The sequence below is a fragment of the Ornithinibacillus proteolyticus genome (genome assembly GCF_039581225.1).
GTDB classification, from domain to species: domain Bacteria; phylum Bacillota; class Bacilli; order Bacillales; family Amphibacillaceae; genus Ornithinibacillus; species Ornithinibacillus massiliensis.
In genome coordinates, this window is record NZ_JBCPXV010000011.1 from 41,335 (window position 1) to 56,365 (window position 15,031).

15 protein-coding genes are annotated in these 15,031 nt (G+C 37.3%); 6 read left to right on the forward strand and 9 right to left on the reverse strand.

Annotated elements, in window-relative coordinates:
- Nucleotides 1-32 precede the first annotated feature (32 nt).
- The 4 genes from AAIB49_RS07310 to AAIB49_RS07325 all read left to right on the forward strand — a co-directional run bounded on the left by AAIB49_RS07310 (nucleotide 33) and on the right by AAIB49_RS07325 (nucleotide 3,481).
- Nucleotides 33-317, forward strand: coding sequence for a YhdT family protein (locus AAIB49_RS07310; RefSeq protein ID WP_343457645.1), 285 nt, complete (start codon nucleotides 33-35; stop codon nucleotides 315-317).
- Nucleotides 314-1,801, forward strand: a complete 1,488-nt coding sequence (gene panF, locus AAIB49_RS07315; protein ID WP_343457646.1) for a sodium/pantothenate symporter — start codon at nucleotides 314-316, stop codon at nucleotides 1,799-1,801. Before AAIB49_RS07310 ends, panF begins: the two co-directional genes overlap by 4 nt.
- 115 nt (nucleotides 1,802-1,916) lie before the next feature.
- Nucleotides 1,917-2,312, forward strand: coding sequence for a thiol-disulfide oxidoreductase DCC family protein (locus AAIB49_RS07320; protein ID WP_343457647.1), 396 nt, complete (start codon nucleotides 1,917-1,919; stop codon nucleotides 2,310-2,312).
- Nucleotides 2,313-2,413: 101 nt separating this feature from the next.
- The gene (locus tag AAIB49_RS07325) at nucleotides 2,414-3,481 is read left to right on the forward strand and encodes a DUF4097 family beta strand repeat-containing protein (protein ID WP_343457648.1); all 1,068 of its coding nucleotides are present in this window, start codon (nucleotides 2,414-2,416) and stop codon (nucleotides 3,479-3,481) included.
- A gap of 212 nt (nucleotides 3,482-3,693) precedes the next feature.
- Here the strand turns inward: AAIB49_RS07325 and AAIB49_RS07330 are convergent, their stop codons facing one another.
- The 7 genes from AAIB49_RS07330 to ltaS form a co-directional block, all read right to left on the reverse strand.
- Nucleotides 3,694-4,044: a hypothetical protein gene (locus AAIB49_RS07330; protein ID WP_339217237.1), complete on the reverse strand. Its 351-nt coding sequence runs from the start codon at nucleotides 4,042-4,044 to the stop codon at nucleotides 3,694-3,696.
- 162 nt (nucleotides 4,045-4,206) lie between these two features.
- Complete coding sequence (locus AAIB49_RS07335; RefSeq protein ID WP_339217235.1) at nucleotides 4,207-6,186, reverse strand: acetoacetate--CoA ligase; 1,980 nt, start codon at nucleotides 6,184-6,186, stop codon at nucleotides 4,207-4,209.
- A 492-nt stretch (nucleotides 6,187-6,678) separates the two neighbouring features.
- Entirely contained in the window at nucleotides 6,679-7,203 is a 525-nt protein-coding gene (locus AAIB49_RS07340; protein ID WP_343457649.1) for a type 1 glutamine amidotransferase domain-containing protein, read from the reverse strand.
- Nucleotides 7,204-7,290: 87 nt separating this feature from the next.
- A complete protein-coding gene (locus AAIB49_RS07345; RefSeq protein ID WP_339217232.1) occupies nucleotides 7,291-7,536 on the reverse strand; it encodes a DNA alkylation repair protein in 246 nt (81 codons plus the stop codon).
- Between the two features lie 60 nt (nucleotides 7,537-7,596).
- The gene (locus tag AAIB49_RS07350) at nucleotides 7,597-8,046 is read right to left on the reverse strand and encodes a YueI family protein (protein ID WP_339217230.1); all 450 of its coding nucleotides are present in this window, start codon (nucleotides 8,044-8,046) and stop codon (nucleotides 7,597-7,599) included.
- A gap of 303 nt (nucleotides 8,047-8,349) precedes the next feature.
- Nucleotides 8,350-8,523: a YfhD family protein gene (locus AAIB49_RS07355; RefSeq protein WP_186869578.1), complete on the reverse strand. Its 174-nt coding sequence runs from the start codon at nucleotides 8,521-8,523 to the stop codon at nucleotides 8,350-8,352.
- 103 nt (nucleotides 8,524-8,626) lie between these two features.
- Nucleotides 8,627-10,621: a lipoteichoic acid synthase gene (gene ltaS / locus AAIB49_RS07360; RefSeq protein WP_343457650.1), complete on the reverse strand. Its 1,995-nt coding sequence runs from the start codon at nucleotides 10,619-10,621 to the stop codon at nucleotides 8,627-8,629.
- 250 nt (nucleotides 10,622-10,871) lie between these two features.
- On the opposite strand from ltaS, the gene AAIB49_RS07365 reads away from it, so the two are divergent.
- Complete coding sequence (locus tag AAIB49_RS07365; protein WP_339217226.1) at nucleotides 10,872-11,735, forward strand: YitT family protein; 864 nt, start codon at nucleotides 10,872-10,874, stop codon at nucleotides 11,733-11,735.
- Between the two features lie 395 nt (nucleotides 11,736-12,130).
- Here the strand turns inward: AAIB49_RS07365 and AAIB49_RS07370 are convergent, their stop codons facing one another.
- Nucleotides 12,131-12,751: a spore coat protein gene (locus AAIB49_RS07370; RefSeq protein WP_339217867.1), complete on the reverse strand. Its 621-nt coding sequence runs from the start codon at nucleotides 12,749-12,751 to the stop codon at nucleotides 12,131-12,133.
- Between the two features lie 214 nt (nucleotides 12,752-12,965).
- On the opposite strand from AAIB49_RS07370, the gene AAIB49_RS07375 reads away from it, so the two are divergent.
- Nucleotides 12,966-13,913: an MBL fold metallo-hydrolase gene (locus AAIB49_RS07375; RefSeq protein WP_339217224.1), complete on the forward strand. Its 948-nt coding sequence runs from the start codon at nucleotides 12,966-12,968 to the stop codon at nucleotides 13,911-13,913.
- 143 nt (nucleotides 13,914-14,056) lie between these two features.
- On the opposite strand, the gene AAIB49_RS07380 is transcribed toward AAIB49_RS07375, so the two are convergent.
- Entirely contained in the window at nucleotides 14,057-14,812 is a 756-nt protein-coding gene (locus AAIB49_RS07380; protein WP_339217223.1) for an exodeoxyribonuclease III, read from the reverse strand.
- Between the last annotated feature and the right edge of the window lie 219 nt (nucleotides 14,813-15,031).

Sequence of the window (15,031 nt, forward strand, 5' to 3'; positions counted from 1 at the left end):
TATAGCTTTACATAAGATTAGGGGGGATTACAATGCAGAACAATAAACATGATTTAAATAAAATTGCTAATCGAGAGGCATTAATAGGTGTTGGGTTAGCCGTCATTAATTTTATTTGGTGGTATGCTTTTGCATATGGTTTAGGAAGTAAGGACCCTGCGGAATATAAGTTTATTTTTGGTTTACCAGATTGGTTTTTTTATAGTTGTGTAGTGGGATTTATTGTAATGGTAGTTTTAGTCATCATTGTTGTCAAGGCATTCTTTGTAGAGGTTCCCTTCGAGGACGAAGATGAAGAGGGGGGTAATGAACGATGAATTTAGTTGCAATCATACCATTATTTATATTTTTAGTACTTATTTTTCTAATTGGGTTGTATGCTAGCCGATTTGTGCAGTCGTCTAATTCGTTTATGCAGGAGTATTTTCTAGGGGAGCGTAGTCTAGGAGGATTTGTCCTTGCGATGACAATGACAGCTACATATGGAAGTGCAAGTAGTTTTATTGGTGGACCAGGAACAGCCTATACACAAGGGCTTGGCTGGGTTCTACTTGCAATGTCCCAGGTTGTTACTGGATATTTTGTATTAATGGTATTAGGGAAAAAGTTTGCTATCGTAACGCGGAAATATAAAGCGATAACAATGGTAGATTTCTTAAAGGGACGTTATAAATCACCAGTTGTCGTCGTACTTTCGGCAATTAGTATTGTTGTCTTTTTATTCTCTGCAATGGCCGCACAGTGGATTGGTGGGGCTAGATTAATTGAGTCGTTAACCGGTATGTCGTACACCACAGCCTTATTTATCTTTGCGGTTTCCGTACTTGTTTACGTAACCATTGGAGGATTCCGTGCCGTGGCATTAACGGATGCCATACAAGGAAGCTTCATGTTTGTAGGGACGTTAATCCTGCTTATTGCAACCATCATTGCAGGTGGGGGCATTCCTAACATTATTGCGGATTTAACTGCTGAAAATCCAAATCTTATCTCTCCTTTTGGAGCAGAAGGAACCTTATCACCTGCCTATGTATCATCTTTTTGGATTTTAGTTGGTGTAGGGGTAGTGGCATTACCACAAATCGCTGTTAGAGCGATGTCGTATAAAAGTGCTAAATCGATGCACCGTGCTTTGATTATTGGCACAATTGTTGTAGGTTTCATCATGCTGAATATGCATTTAATTGGTGTATTTGCTAGAGCCATTCTTCCAGGGATAGAAATTGGAGATCAAGTAATGCCGTTAATTGCTTTAGAAACGATGCCAGCATGGTTAGCGGGAATTGTACTAGCCGCTCCAATGGCTGCCATTATGTCAACAGTAGATTCATTGCTTATTCTAGTTAGCTCTACGGTCATTAAAGATGTATATATAAATTATGTTAAACCAGATGCATCACAACAGACCGTTAAAAGGATGAGTCTATCGGTTACAGCGATACTAGGTGTTATTGTCTTTATAATGGCTCTTAATCCACCTGAGTTGATTATTTGGCTAAACCTATTTGCCTTCGGAGGGCTAGAGGCGGCGTTTATCTGGCCGATTGTTCTAGGTCTTTACTGGAAAAACGGAAATAAATATGGTGCGATTGCCTCCATTATTACTGGAGTAGGAATTTATTTGTTGTCCGATCTTTTACCAACACTATTACCATCGTACAGTGATACCTTCGAGGTCATATTCAAGCCTTTCGGTATCCATGCTGTAGTAGTCCCAGTTGTTGTGTCATTCTTTGCCTATGTCATTGTTAGCTTAATTACAAAGAAATCGATACCAAATGAATTAAAACCAACTTATTAAAAGGAATAGACCGGGGAGAGAGTAAAACTAAATGTAAGACTGAATGAAGTCTTTATTGGGTTTTCTTCAATATCCTTAACCCGGTCTTTTTCTAAAGGGAAAGAAGGTTTTGTAAATGAGAAGAATCATCCTATTCGATGGGGTTTGTAATTTTTGCAATTCTAGTGTCCAATTTATTATTAAAAGAGATACAAAAGGGAGCTACAAGTTTACCTCATTACAAAGTCACATTGGCCAAGAGCTATTAAAAGAGAATAAGATTCCAGATGAATTGGATAGCTTTATCTATTTAGAAGGAAATACAGTTTATTATAAATCGACGGCAGCATTGAAAGTATGTAAAGGGTTAAAGGGACCTTGGAAGTTCATGTATGCATTGATAGTCGTACCTAGACCGATAAGGGATTTAGTGTATGGAGTTATTGCTAAGAATCGCTATAAATGGTTCGGTAAACGAGAGGCGTGCATGATACCAACCCCTGAGCAGCGGGAACGTTTTTTAGATGGATAATTCAGCCTTGAGACGGAGCTTCACTACTTCATTAGTACGTTGTGTAATCTGCACCCTGTATTAAACTAGAGATAGTAAATCGTTCACAGGAGGATACGGGTATGGTTACGGATATTATCAGTAGGATATGGGGTAGTACGAAACAAACGGTTGTACAAGAGGAATCCATTGCTATTCACAAATTAAGTGACTTGATTATTTCGGTTGATTCGGCAGATGTGGAGGTTATTCCACATGAATCACCGTCAGTAGATATAAAGCTTGAGACCTTTGAAGGTGGGCCGGTTTTACAGACTACTAAAACAGATGACACATTAATGATTACAGCAAAAAGAGAACGACAGGGTATCGTTTTTCTATGGGGAAATGTAACGAAGTGTAAACTACAACTCCATATCCCTGTTGATATAGCAGATAATGTAGACATTACAGCGACATCAGGAAAAATAGCTTTAACCCACCTAATTGCCAATACAGTTCGAGTAATGGCAACCTCTGGTACCGTCAATCTAGCAAAGGTAACTGCTAGTAAGCTGACGTTAAATACAACATCAGGGAAAATAAGAGCGAAAGAATTAAAAACCGAGAAGCTATCCTTCGTAGCAAACTCTGGTATAGCAGAAATTCATTCATCTTATGGGAATATCTATGGGAGTGTTGGTTCAGGCAGTATACGGTTAACGGAAGCTAAGGGAGAAGAGTTAGAATTAAAAGCGGGTTCTGGAAAATTGATCCTAAGAGAAGTCTATATGAAGCAAGCTACGGTTCGTTCCAATTCCGGGATGATAGAAGCAAAAAACTTCTATGGCGAGACAACTAATGCCCATGTAGGTTCTGGAAAAATCAGCTTTCGTGACTTTAGTGGAGCGGTAAAGGCTAAAGCTTATTCAGGTAATATCATGTTATCTGTTTCGGAGAATGCTGGCTTAGATTTAAAAACTGGAAGTGGAAATATTCGCGTAGGGTTCCACGAATATGAACTAAATTCCGTATTTGATATTAAAACGGGGTCAGGTAGTATTGTTACGAATCTCCCTATGCAGGTAGAACAACGAGAGAAACATCATATAATAGGTAAATCTGGTCATGGAGATAATCTGGTTCGCATCCGTACTGGTTCTGGAAATGCAGAACTATACACAGAAAAATCATCAATTATGAATCCATAAAGGAAGAGAATTGTCTCTTTCTTTTTTTGATGGGGAAGATTTGTGCATGATTAGGTGGATAACTTAGTGCTAGTTATTCTCGTAACGATTCTTAGGAACTCTTGAAAATGTATGAGGGCTTGAATTCATTTGATATCCAATGATAGGAAACTTTTTCTAACTGGATATAATTTACTATGGTTGGTTTTTCCTTATAATAAAGTTCAAACTCGTTAATCTAGATAAAAGAGATTTAAACTATATTCCCCCTTAGACATTGATAAAGGAAATCTATTTTCTTGGATTTCCATTTGATATTCTGTATTAGAAGTTATTCTGTCCCAAGTTTCGTTTGTCAATTTGTATTCTTTATCCTTATAAATAAACTTAGTATTATTATTTATTGTAATTGCTTGAATTCGCCCTTCATCTACTAGGTCAATCACTACTTCAAAATTATTGTCGGATCTTTGTTTATCCATCACTTCAAAACTTCCAAAAGTAGAAGTAGTATAAAAGACTATATTAAACAAACCTATTACTATTGCCATAACTATTATTATATAAATATACTTTTTTTTCATCTAATCCCTCCCTTATTATTTCTTATGTAGTTCTCGGATTATGAACATCGTGATGCAAATAAGAAGAAGTGTATCAAAAGCCTTCTAAACAGAAGTGATAAAGATAATAAAGATGACGAGAAATCTTCTCATCATCTTTGTGTAACGTATAAAAGTCATAGCTTAAAGTCGTTCCTTAGCAAATTTCTCAAAGTAAACAAGGGATTCAGGGTTACTTAACGAACCTTTATTAGCTACCTTTTCCAGTGGCTGACCCATTAATATCTTTTTAACTGGTATCTCTAGTTTCTTCCCGTTTAATGTTTTTGGTATGTCTCGAACAGGAATGACCTCCGTTGGAACATGTCTTGGTGAGCACTGGGTTCGAATTTGATACTTAATGGCATCAATAATTTCCTCTGTCAGCTGTTGATGATCTGTCATGATGACAAATAATGGAACAAGAGAGTCGCCGTTTTCAAGTGGAATATCAACTATTAAACTATCCTTGATTTCTTTGATCTGGTCTACCGCGCGATAGATTTCACTTGTACCAATTCGTATCCCACCACGATTAATTGTAGCATCAGAGCGACCATATATGATACATGTACCTCGCTCCGTAATTTTAATATAGTCACCATGTCGCCAAATTCCTGGATACATATCAAAATAGCTATGATGCATCCTACTACCATCTTCATCATTCCAGAAGTAGATTGGCATAGCCGGGAAAGGCTCCGTTAAAACCAATTCCCCAACTTCATTTATCTTCGGATTACCATCATCATCGAAGCTTTCGATTTTAGCCCCTAGCCCCAGGCATTGTAATTCCCCAGCATAGACAGGTAGTATTGGTACACCTAAAATAAAGGCTGTACATACATCGGTTCCACCACTAATCGAAGCGATGGATAGATCTGCTTTAACGTGATCATAGCACCATTTAAACCCTTCTGGTGGAAGTGGAGAACCTGTGGAACTAATCGTCTTCAAATGACTTAAATCAAATTCCTCTAAAGGAGAGAAACCCTCTTTCATACATGCTGTAATATAGCTTGCAGATGTTCCGAATATCGTCATTTTCGTTTCTTCTGCTAACTTCCATAGCATTCGTTTATCTGGATAAGTAGGATTTCCATCATAAAGGATAATTGTACTTCCAGTTAATAATCCGCTCACTAAATAGTTCCACATCATCCAACCAGTCGTGGTAAACCAGAAGAAACGGTCCTCTTCATGTAAGTCTGTATGGAATGTCAGTGCTTTTAGGTGCTCGATTAATATACCACCTTGGCTGTGAACGATTGGCTTTGGCTTGCCTGTCGTTCCGGAAGAAAATAATATCCAAAGCGGATCATTGAACTCTACATCATGATATATTAACTCCTGCCCTGTATAATGGGTTGCATCATTCCACAATGTAACGGACAGTAAATCTGAAAATGGCTCTGTTGTATGGAGATATGGTATGGCAATCGTTGCTTTTAAAGTAGGGAGTTCAGCCTGTACTTCCTTCACAACGTCCATTCGATTAAATGCTTTTCCACCATAACGGTAACCATCTACAGTAATCATGACCTTTGGTTCAATTTGTTTAAATCGGTCAATGACACTTTGTTTACCGAAATCGGGTGAAGCACTTGACCAAACCGCACCAAGGCTTACTGTTGCTAGTAGGGAAACGATTGATTCATATATGTTTGGAATATACCCTACAACGCGGTCACCTTGTTTGACACCAAGATTGATTAATGTTTGTTGTAGTGCTGCTGTATCTTCATATAGCTTTTCCCATGTTACCTCATCACGGTTAGGCCGTACTTCTGATGTATGAATAATAGCGGTTTTATCCTTCTTATAATTACGAAAGATATGCTTTGCATAATTAATAGAAGCACCTTTAAACCACTTAGCACCAGGCATGTCATGGGAAGATAGTACATGATGATACGGCGTAGACGATTGGATACGAAAGTACTCCCAGATGGTTTCCCAAAATTCTTCTATATGTTCAACGGACCATTCCCAAAGGGATGTATAGTCCGCCATTGAAAAGCCTTTATTCTCGTTCAGCCAGTTCATATAGGTAATAATATTGGCTTGGTCGATACGTTCTTTCGTTGGCTTCCAAAGTAACGTACCTTCTTGAACTTGTTTCATGTAAATCCTCCCCCGATTTTCATAACTACTTTCATTATATGAAAACGGTTTCTATGTGTAAAGAATGGACCAGTTATGGTACAAACATAGAGAAGAGGCTGGTACGAAACTATTTCTAACATAGGATAAACCGAACATGAAAGTTAGTGCATCAGACCCGCCCTGGAAATATACTACGCGTTCACTTCCAGTACAGGGGTGACATCTGCTCGAAAAGACCATCGCAGTGTCTACCTTGCCGCCGGGCGGCTGGTGAGCCTCCTCAGAGCTAAAGCTCTTCCGGTCTCAGGCAGTGCCCTTTCCTCCCACAGGAGTCTCTGTATATTTCTGGGTAATGATAGTGATGGTTCGATTTTTATTCCCTTTGTTTTAGTTTTGTCCCGACCTCTGTATTTAAAAGAAAATCTCTATCTAGCAGTTAATATTGCAATCCCAAATTACCCAGATGTCTTGGTGTGAAATTTCACGTTACCAGACGGGGTAGGGATTGTCTTAATTTCCTGCTAGTATATCCGCAAATTCCTTAACGTAAGGTGGTAAATCTGGTGGACGGCGACTTGATATAATATGTCCATCCACGATAACGGCTTCATCATACCATGTGGCACCAGCATTTGTCATATCGTCCTTGATGCCAGGAGTACTTGTAACCTTTATACCTTGAAGAATGTTGGCTGAAATTAACACCCATCCTGCATGACAAATTTGCCCAATAGGTTTCTTTGCCTCATCCATCTCTTTTACAAACTGTAGAACCTCAGGGTAGCGTCTTAACTTGTCTGGAGCCCATCCACCGGGGACTAAGATGGCATCATAGTCATCTGTCTTTATATCGTGAAATGCGTAATCTGATTCTGCTGGAACACCATATTTGCCTATATATTTTTTCTTCGCTTCTTTTCCTACTAGATGAACAGTTGCCCCTTCTTCCTGTAAACGTAACACAGGATACCAAAGCTCTAAATCTTCAAAATCATCTTCAATAAGAGCAATAACCTTCTTATTTTCTAACCGCATCAAAACACCTCCATGATTAGTTTAACAGAAAAAAGAGCATTATATGTACTTATATGAAATAGAAAAACCACAGATGCGTCTGTGGTTTTACACCGGCCGTTCTCCAAACTTAGCAAATGTATTTTCATCTTCTACTAATCCACATGAACCACATTGGATTCGGTATTTTGGTCCGTTATACACAGTATGAAATGGCTCGACTTCACTAGTTGAATAATCGTTTATTACCGCACCAGTTTGCGGGTCTAATTTAACCGGTTTTGCTATTTGTTCAATGATATTAAAGCGTGAACGATTGGTTTTGCAATTGGGGCATCGATATTTTTGTGCCATCTTTCACACCCCCATTGTTAGTATGAAACCAACATGCTTTTTTATACGAGGAGGGGAAAGCTAAAAAAATCGTTTTAGCTTAGATAGAAAACCAATCTTTTCCTTTTCAGCTGTATCTTCTTCAGAAGGGGTATCTTCATTATTTTCATTCATAAAAATTTCTTCTTTATCTATGGCATAGTCATAGGTTAGAACAGCACCAATATCAGTTTCTACTGCTTCGTTATTGATGACCGTATAAGAAATATTATATTTAGTTGCTAATTCCTTCTCAGCTTTAAGAAATCTGGATGCAATTTTTCCATTAAATAGTAGCTTGGCATCGGGATTATGTTTCATATTTTCTTCTAGGATTTGTATCCCTTTATCCGTCATTACCTGACCAATTGTTAAGGCGATGACAATTCGCTCCCGTAATGTACCAAGGAAATAATCTCTTTCTTCCTGCTTGGGTAATCGAGTACCATATATACCTTCTGTAAGATAGTCCTCAACGTTTTTCTTACTCATTTTGAATACCTCGCTTTTCATCCTAATTGTAAATGAGAACAGGCACTGCTGGCAAAGAAAAGAGGAGTTTTTCACTAAGTTGTAGAATTTGTAAGAGGGAGGGAGCGCATCATGCAGGAAATACTGCTTGGCGTAATAATTATATCAACTATGTTATATCTTATCTGGCTATTTACTTTCAAAACAAGCTAGTTAAATACATATTAAAGCCTACATTAGCAGGTTATGTAGTGATGCGTACTTACTTTGGTGCACCATTATTATGTGCTATAAGTATAGGTGGCCTAGTGTAAGGCCACCTATTTATTTTTCCTTTGCACGTCTGTCAGCGGCTCTACTTCTCGCTTGAGCTACTTTATCATCGTGATCGGCAAATTCCTCTGAATACTCTACATCAATACCATCAGATAATTGATTTTTCGGAGTCTGAGCAAAGAAGTTCTTACCTGTTGCTCTATTATGGTCACCACGTCCCATAACGTTCACCTCTTTCTGGAGTATTCATGTCATAGTATGAACGAAAACGGCAAATAAAAACGAGTAATCAAAAGGAAAAAATTCCTAATGATTACTCGTTTGTTTATTTTTCTAATGAAGGCTCTCTTGGATCAATTGGTTTCTCTGGTTGTTCTTCTAGTTGGAAAGGAACAATACCAGTTTCATTTCCATAACGATATTGAGTCGGATCAACAGGTGTCCAATCTTCATTTGGTGTATAGAAGCGTAATAAGTCACCATTTAACAATTTATCGGAGAGCTCAAGCTCACGAAGAGCCTCATCTCTTACTTGAATCATTTCTTCCGTAGGCTCGATTTCCTCACCAGTGTCATTATCATAGAAAGTACCAGAAACAACACTGTATTCCGGAGTAATTAAATCACCATTACGGAATGGAACGAATTCCTTATGGCCATCAGAGAATAGATCTGTTCCAAATTGGATATAATCTTGTGCATCAATTCCTACTAAGTGTAATAAAGTTGGCATTACATCGATTAATCCACCATATTTGTGAACAGTTCCCATTCCTTCAACACCAGGAATTTTTATAATGAATGGAACTCGTTGTAATTGAGCATTTTTAAATGGTGTAATTTCTTCACCAGTAATTTCTTTCATTGCACGATTATGGTTTTGAGAAATACCATAGTGATCTCCATATAGGAAAATCACAGAATCCTCATATAGACCAGCTTCTTTTAAATCATTAAAGAATTGCTCTAACGATTCATCAAGATAACGAGCGGTTTGGAAATACGTATCAACAGATTTATCTCCAGTTTCCGCAGGTGCAAGTGAAGCTTCTTCATCATCTATAATATACGGATGATGGTTTGTTAAAGTCATCATATGTGCATAAAATGGCTGATCTAATGACTTCAACATTGGCATAGATTGTTCGAAGAAAGGCTTATCCTTTAGGCCATAGTTGATAACATTTTCTTCGCTCATGTCATAATAACTAGCATCGAAATATACATCTACACCAAATTGTTTATAAATTTCATCACGATTCCAGAATGATTTATAATCACCATGGAAATTGGCTGAAGTATAATCTTGATGTTGGTTCAGTATCGCAGTTAATGATTGGTACGTGTTAGTACCTCTAGTTACGAATGCAGATCCTTGTGGTAACCCATAAATAGAGTTGTCCGTAATTAGCTCTGCATCAGCTGTTTTACCTTGTTCGGTTTGATGGAATATATTATCAAAATACGTAAAGTCTTGTTCAGGATCATTTACTAATGAATTTAGGAAAGGAGTAACTTCTTCCCCATGTAATTCATAATTGATTAAGAACGTTTGGAATGACTCTAAGTGAATTTTAATAATGTTCTTACCTTTAGCAACACCAAATAATTCTGGATTTGGCTCTGCATATTTATTCTTCGTATAGTTTTCAACTTCTGTAATATCATCACTATCCGCAAGTACTCGTTGTGATGATGATTTAATATTTTGTGCTGCATCATAAATTGCAAAGTTATAAAGTCCTATATACTTTACAATATAGTTGCGGTCAAATGTCCTTTTTAGTAGTTCTGGTCGATCTGCTTCAGCAAGACCTAAATTCAATGAAAATGCAATTAGTCCTATAATAAGCACCAGTATAGGCTTCTTACGACTAATTCTTTCTGTGCTCCAGCCTTTTTTAAACCAAATAAATAAGGCGATAAGGATTATTAGATCAAGTACAAAGAATATGTCTGTCCATTGTACAAGACTTACAATACTGCTTCCTAAACTTCCGAAGTTGCTTGTTTGTGTTAAGGTTGGAAGTGTAATGTAGTCGTTATTAAAACGATAGTACACGACATTGGCATATAATAGTATGGTCATTAATGTATCAACTACAATAATCCATAATCCTACCCGTTTTCCTTTAGCAAATAATGCTATTCCTAGGAAAATGAGGGCTGAGCTCAGCGGGTTAAAGAAAAGTAAAAATTCTTGTGTCCCATTTTTTATATCTAGGTTGAATTCAGTTAAGTAAATCAGATACGATTTTAACCAGATTAGTAACACGGCTACAAAAAAGAAGGACATTTTTGATGTTAATAGTTTTTTCATCTTATTTCCCCCATCTTTTTTTGCTTCAACTGATAGATTTCTTTTTGTGATGAAATCTAAAATAAAGTTATCAAGTTATGATTTTAACTCAAATTAATCTATGAATCAAGTGAATTTCCAAAATTTACTATTGGGAAAGTATGGTGAAGGCTTGTCCATATTGCGCTCAGACATTATTGATTGTATTCAATTAAATAGAAACTATGATAGAATAATATTTGCTTGTTTGTTATAGAAAGGACACAAAACGATGAAACAACAACATAGAACCGTATTAAAAGAATATGTACTTGTTTTAATTGGTGCTACATTAGTCGCGTTATCGTATAATGTATTTTTATTACCATCAAAATTGGCTGCTGGTGGTATTTCTGGGATTAGTACTGTTTTATATGAATTATTTGGATTTAGTCCAGCAATGACGCAATTTGTGATAAATATACCAATATTTATCATTGGTTGGTTAGTCTTAGGAAAGGACTTTGGTGGGAAAACCTTACTTGGGACTTTTTGGGTGCCATTTATAATTGGTTTAACGGCAAATACACCAATCACCATTACCAATCCGATTCTAGGTGCCATTTATGGTGGAATTGTATTAGGAATCGGACTAGGTATTGTTTATATTGGAAAAGGTTCGACAGGTGGAACTGCCTCAATAGCACAAATCCTGAAGAAATTCACAGGAAAATCCAGTGGTTATACACAGTTAATTGTTGATGGAGTGGTAGTGTTATCTTCTATATTTGTCTTTAGTTTAGAACTGACACTTTTTGCACTAATGGCTATTTATATTTCGAGTAAAACAATCGATTTTGTTCAACTGCGAACCTCTGCTACTAAGTTAATTGTCATTATTACAGAAGAGGAAGAAAAGGTTCAGGAATTGATACGAACCGGTATCGATCGTGGCTTAACAAAGGTAAGGTCTGTTGGAGGCTACTCCAATATGGATAAGACATTAATATTATGTGTAGCCGAGCAGCAAGAGGCTGTAAAATTAAAAGGGATGCTTCAGCAAGAAATTCCGACATCATTCGTCATTTTCCTAAATGCATCCGAAATATTAGGAAGAGGATTCTCGATAGATAAATACTATGGGCAAAAGCTGTAACGATAAAGAGACTGGGACATAACTAAAAGAATTAAATGTAAAACCGAATGATACAGGATACTAGCTCCGGAAATATACGTAGACTCCTGCGGGAGGAAAGGCATCGGTGAGACCCCGCAGTGCGAAGCACGAGGAGGCTCACCAGCCGCCCGGCGGCAAGGTAGACACTGCGATGGTTTTATCGAGCAGATGTCGCCCCTGTACTGGAAGTGAAAGCGAAGTATATTTCCGGAGCGTGGTCATTGCTCATCATTCGGTTTTTCCTTTAAGATAAATTCTTTTGTCCCAGCTTCTTTTTATTATTCCGCTAATTTTTATTCCATCTTAATGTATAGAATCATTCAAAAGCAAAAGGATGCCCGTAATGAGCATCCTTTAATAGATAGCACCCCAAATTAATGAGGCATGGTTCCTTGAATAGGAGCAAAGCTGTTTATATAGTTTTGCATGTCCTCTTGCTTTAACTGTGGTACTTGATAATATTGATGTTTATTTTGATATAGGAACACTTCATATGCCATCTCAATCATATTTGGAACACTATCGGCAAATACTCTTCTTAAGACAGGGTTAGTGGTTTCTAGAGCTGCCATTGTAAAGGCAGATGCATTTGACTTTAGAACTCCCATCAGAAAGCCAGTCACACATTCATCATTAATCTCTTGAGGAGACTGTGCAGGTTTTTTCGGTTGTGATGGTGTCATTCCATACAACACATCATTACTCTCAGCCATATTGTACGTTTGCGTTTTAACGGTGGGCTCATTTCCTGTTTTAAGTGTTTCTACCACAGTATTATATAACTGCGTTAGGAATGTTTTATGTTGGTTCATCATGGATTTCAGCTGCGGATCCTGTGCATATTGCTCATAAATCATATATTGCTCCATACCACCAACTAAACCACCGATGGCTTCATGTGCATCAAAAAGCTCGTGACCACCATGGCTTACTTCTGCAGGCATTTGTGAAGTGCCAGTTAATTGTTGGTTTTGCATTTGGTTATTCATGTTCATATTCAAATTAATAACCTCCTTAAGAAGAATCAGGTTTATTATTATCTGTTTCACTGGAAATATCCTAGCCATAAATTAGCTAAAATGCGTTTGATTGGCATTCTTTTTTTGAGAGATATGGAGAACACTAAAAAGAAGAAAACGATTGCGAAGAACATGAATTTATTTAGAATACGTGCTACGATGATGGTAGTTAGAATAGGGGGGATTAATCATGCAAGGAAGATTACCAATTCGTCTTCATGATCGAATTCACTTAATTGATGGGTTTGATATGGGAATACCGTCTCGAACAGGTACGTATGTATTGGATGAAGAAGAATTAACTATTATTGAAACAGGACCAAGTCCGTCCATTAAGTATATTAAGCGTGGCTTAGAGGATTTAGGTCACACATTAAGTGAAGTGAAATACATAATTGTTACGCATATTCATTTGGACCATGCAGGTGGTGTAGGTGTACTACTGAAATTATGTCCAAATGCGAAGGTAATTGTCCATCCGCGCGGTAAAAGGCATTTAATTGATCCAAAAAGGTTAACTAGTGGTGCTAGAGCAATTTATGGAGATAGTTTTGCCGAATTCTTTGATCCTGTTGAACCAGTCCCAGAAGAAGCAATCATAGAAAAGAGTGAAGGAGATACACTACCAATAGGACCAAATTGTACATTGCAATTTTTAGATACACCCGGTCATTCACGACACCATATTAGTATTTATGACCCTGTAAGTAATGGGTTATTCACAGGAGATACTGCTGGGGTAAAATATGAACAGCTGGATCCATTAGGGATTGATTTTTTCTTACCTTCCACATCACCAAATCATTTTGACCCGACAGCCATGCACGAGTCCATTGATCGCTTTATGGAAATGAATGTAGACTTTATTTACTTTGGGCATTTTGGTGCGACATTGAAAACTACTGCAGCATTGCATCAGGTGTCAGAGTGGTTAGATATTTTTGTAGAGGAAGGCGAGAAAGTTTTTAAAGAAGGTAAAGGCTATGATGTATTATCTGGACGACTGTTTACACGTGTAAAAGAGCACCTTAAGGAACTTGGTGTGCCTGATGATCATCCTGTTTATATAGTAATCAATCTGGATATGCAGGTTAGTGCATTGGGAATTATTGATTACTTCCAAAAGTTAAAGCAATAAGAATTAGGTGTATAACGCACTCCGGAAATATACGTAAGGTAACGGAAGATTAGCTTTTGTATATTTCCGGGGTGTAATAGCTATGAATGGTAAAGTTTTACTTCCGTTCTTTTTATTTGATACCTATTATTCCCTATTTGCTGTTAGATTTTGATTTCCAATATAATTGGACAATGATCGCTACCTAGGATAGCGGAATGTGCATTAGAGTCAATCAAGTTGTCCTTCAGCCTTTCGGAGACAATAAAATAATCAATTCTCCAGCCAATATTCCTCTCGCGCACCGTTTTCATATAGCTCCACCAAGTGTAAATACCTTCCTCATCGGGATAGAAATGGCGAAGCGTATCAATGAAACCTGCATTCAGAAAGCGTGTCATCTTTTCTCTTTCTTCATCCGTAAATCCGGAATTACCATAGTTTGTTTTGTAATTACGAATATCGATCTCTTGATGGGCAACATTCAGGTCTCCACATAATATAACGGGTTTAATTTTATCGTGTTCCATTATATGTTGAAACAAAGCATCCTCCCATTCTAATCGAACATCCAATCGAGCTAAATCACGCTGTGAATTAGGGGTATAAACATTGATTAAAAAGAAATCCGCAAACTCCATCGTAATAATACGACCTTCTGGTTGTGTATCTTCTTCCCCGATTCCGTATTTCACCGATAGAGGCTTCTGTTTCGTAAATACAGCAGTACCAGAATAGCCTTTGCGTTCTGCATAGTTCCAATATTGAAAGTAGCCATCTAGCTCTAACTTAATTTGCCCCTCTTGTAGCTTCGTTTCTTGAACACAAAAAATATCAGCATCTATTTCATTAAAGTAATCTAAAAAACCTTTGCGAACACAGGCACGCAATCCATTAACATTCCATGATACTAATCGCATAATATCTCCTCGTAATTTCTTTGTTTTGTAGGGTGGTTGTTTTTTTAGCTCGAAACAAAGTAAGCTAGTCCTCAGTAGAAACAACCTTTTTAGTTTGTACTCATCATATCACCTTCAGCAGAAATGTTCATGAAAGGCGTCTTTGGGAAAACTATTTTTTAAATAAGGTTGACTCTATTGGTGTATTAATCGTATAATACACTTGAGTGGTGTATTAAG

Bases quoted from the DNA above. Each gene is read 5' to 3' on its own strand.
- AAIB49_RS07310 (WP_343457645.1), top strand. From the start codon at position 33: ATGCAGAACAATAAACATGATTTAAATAAAATTGCTAATCGAGAGGCA.
- panF (WP_343457646.1), top strand. From the start codon at position 314: ATGAATTTAGTTGCAATCATACCATTATTTATATTTTTAGTACTTATT.
- AAIB49_RS07320 (WP_343457647.1), top strand. From the start codon at position 1,917: ATGAGAAGAATCATCCTATTCGATGGGGTTTGTAATTTTTGCAATTCT.
- AAIB49_RS07325 (WP_343457648.1), top strand. From the start codon at position 2,414: ATGGTTACGGATATTATCAGTAGGATATGGGGTAGTACGAAACAAACG.
- AAIB49_RS07330 (WP_339217237.1), bottom strand. From the start codon at position 4,044: ATGAAAAAAAAGTATATTTATATAATAATAGTTATGGCAATAGTAATA.
- AAIB49_RS07335 (WP_339217235.1), bottom strand. From the start codon at position 6,186: ATGAAACAAGTTCAAGAAGGTACGTTACTTTGGAAGCCAACGAAAGAA.
- AAIB49_RS07340 (WP_343457649.1), bottom strand. From the start codon at position 7,203: ATGCGGTTAGAAAATAAGAAGGTTATTGCTCTTATTGAAGATGATTTT.
- AAIB49_RS07345 (WP_339217232.1), bottom strand. From the start codon at position 7,536: ATGGCACAAAAATATCGATGCCCCAATTGCAAAACCAATCGTTCACGC.
- AAIB49_RS07350 (WP_339217230.1), bottom strand. From the start codon at position 8,046: ATGAGTAAGAAAAACGTTGAGGACTATCTTACAGAAGGTATATATGGT.
- AAIB49_RS07355 (WP_186869578.1), bottom strand. From the start codon at position 8,523: ATGGGACGTGGTGACCATAATAGAGCAACAGGTAAGAACTTCTTTGCT.
- ltaS (WP_343457650.1), bottom strand. From the start codon at position 10,621: ATGAAAAAACTATTAACATCAAAAATGTCCTTCTTTTTTGTAGCCGTG.
- AAIB49_RS07365 (WP_339217226.1), top strand. From the start codon at position 10,872: ATGAAACAACAACATAGAACCGTATTAAAAGAATATGTACTTGTTTTA.
- AAIB49_RS07370 (WP_339217867.1), bottom strand. From the start codon at position 12,751: ATGAACATGAATAACCAAATGCAAAACCAACAATTAACTGGCACTTCA.
- AAIB49_RS07375 (WP_339217224.1), top strand. From the start codon at position 12,966: ATGCAAGGAAGATTACCAATTCGTCTTCATGATCGAATTCACTTAATT.
- AAIB49_RS07380 (WP_339217223.1), bottom strand. From the start codon at position 14,812: ATGCGATTAGTATCATGGAATGTTAATGGATTGCGTGCCTGTGTTCGC.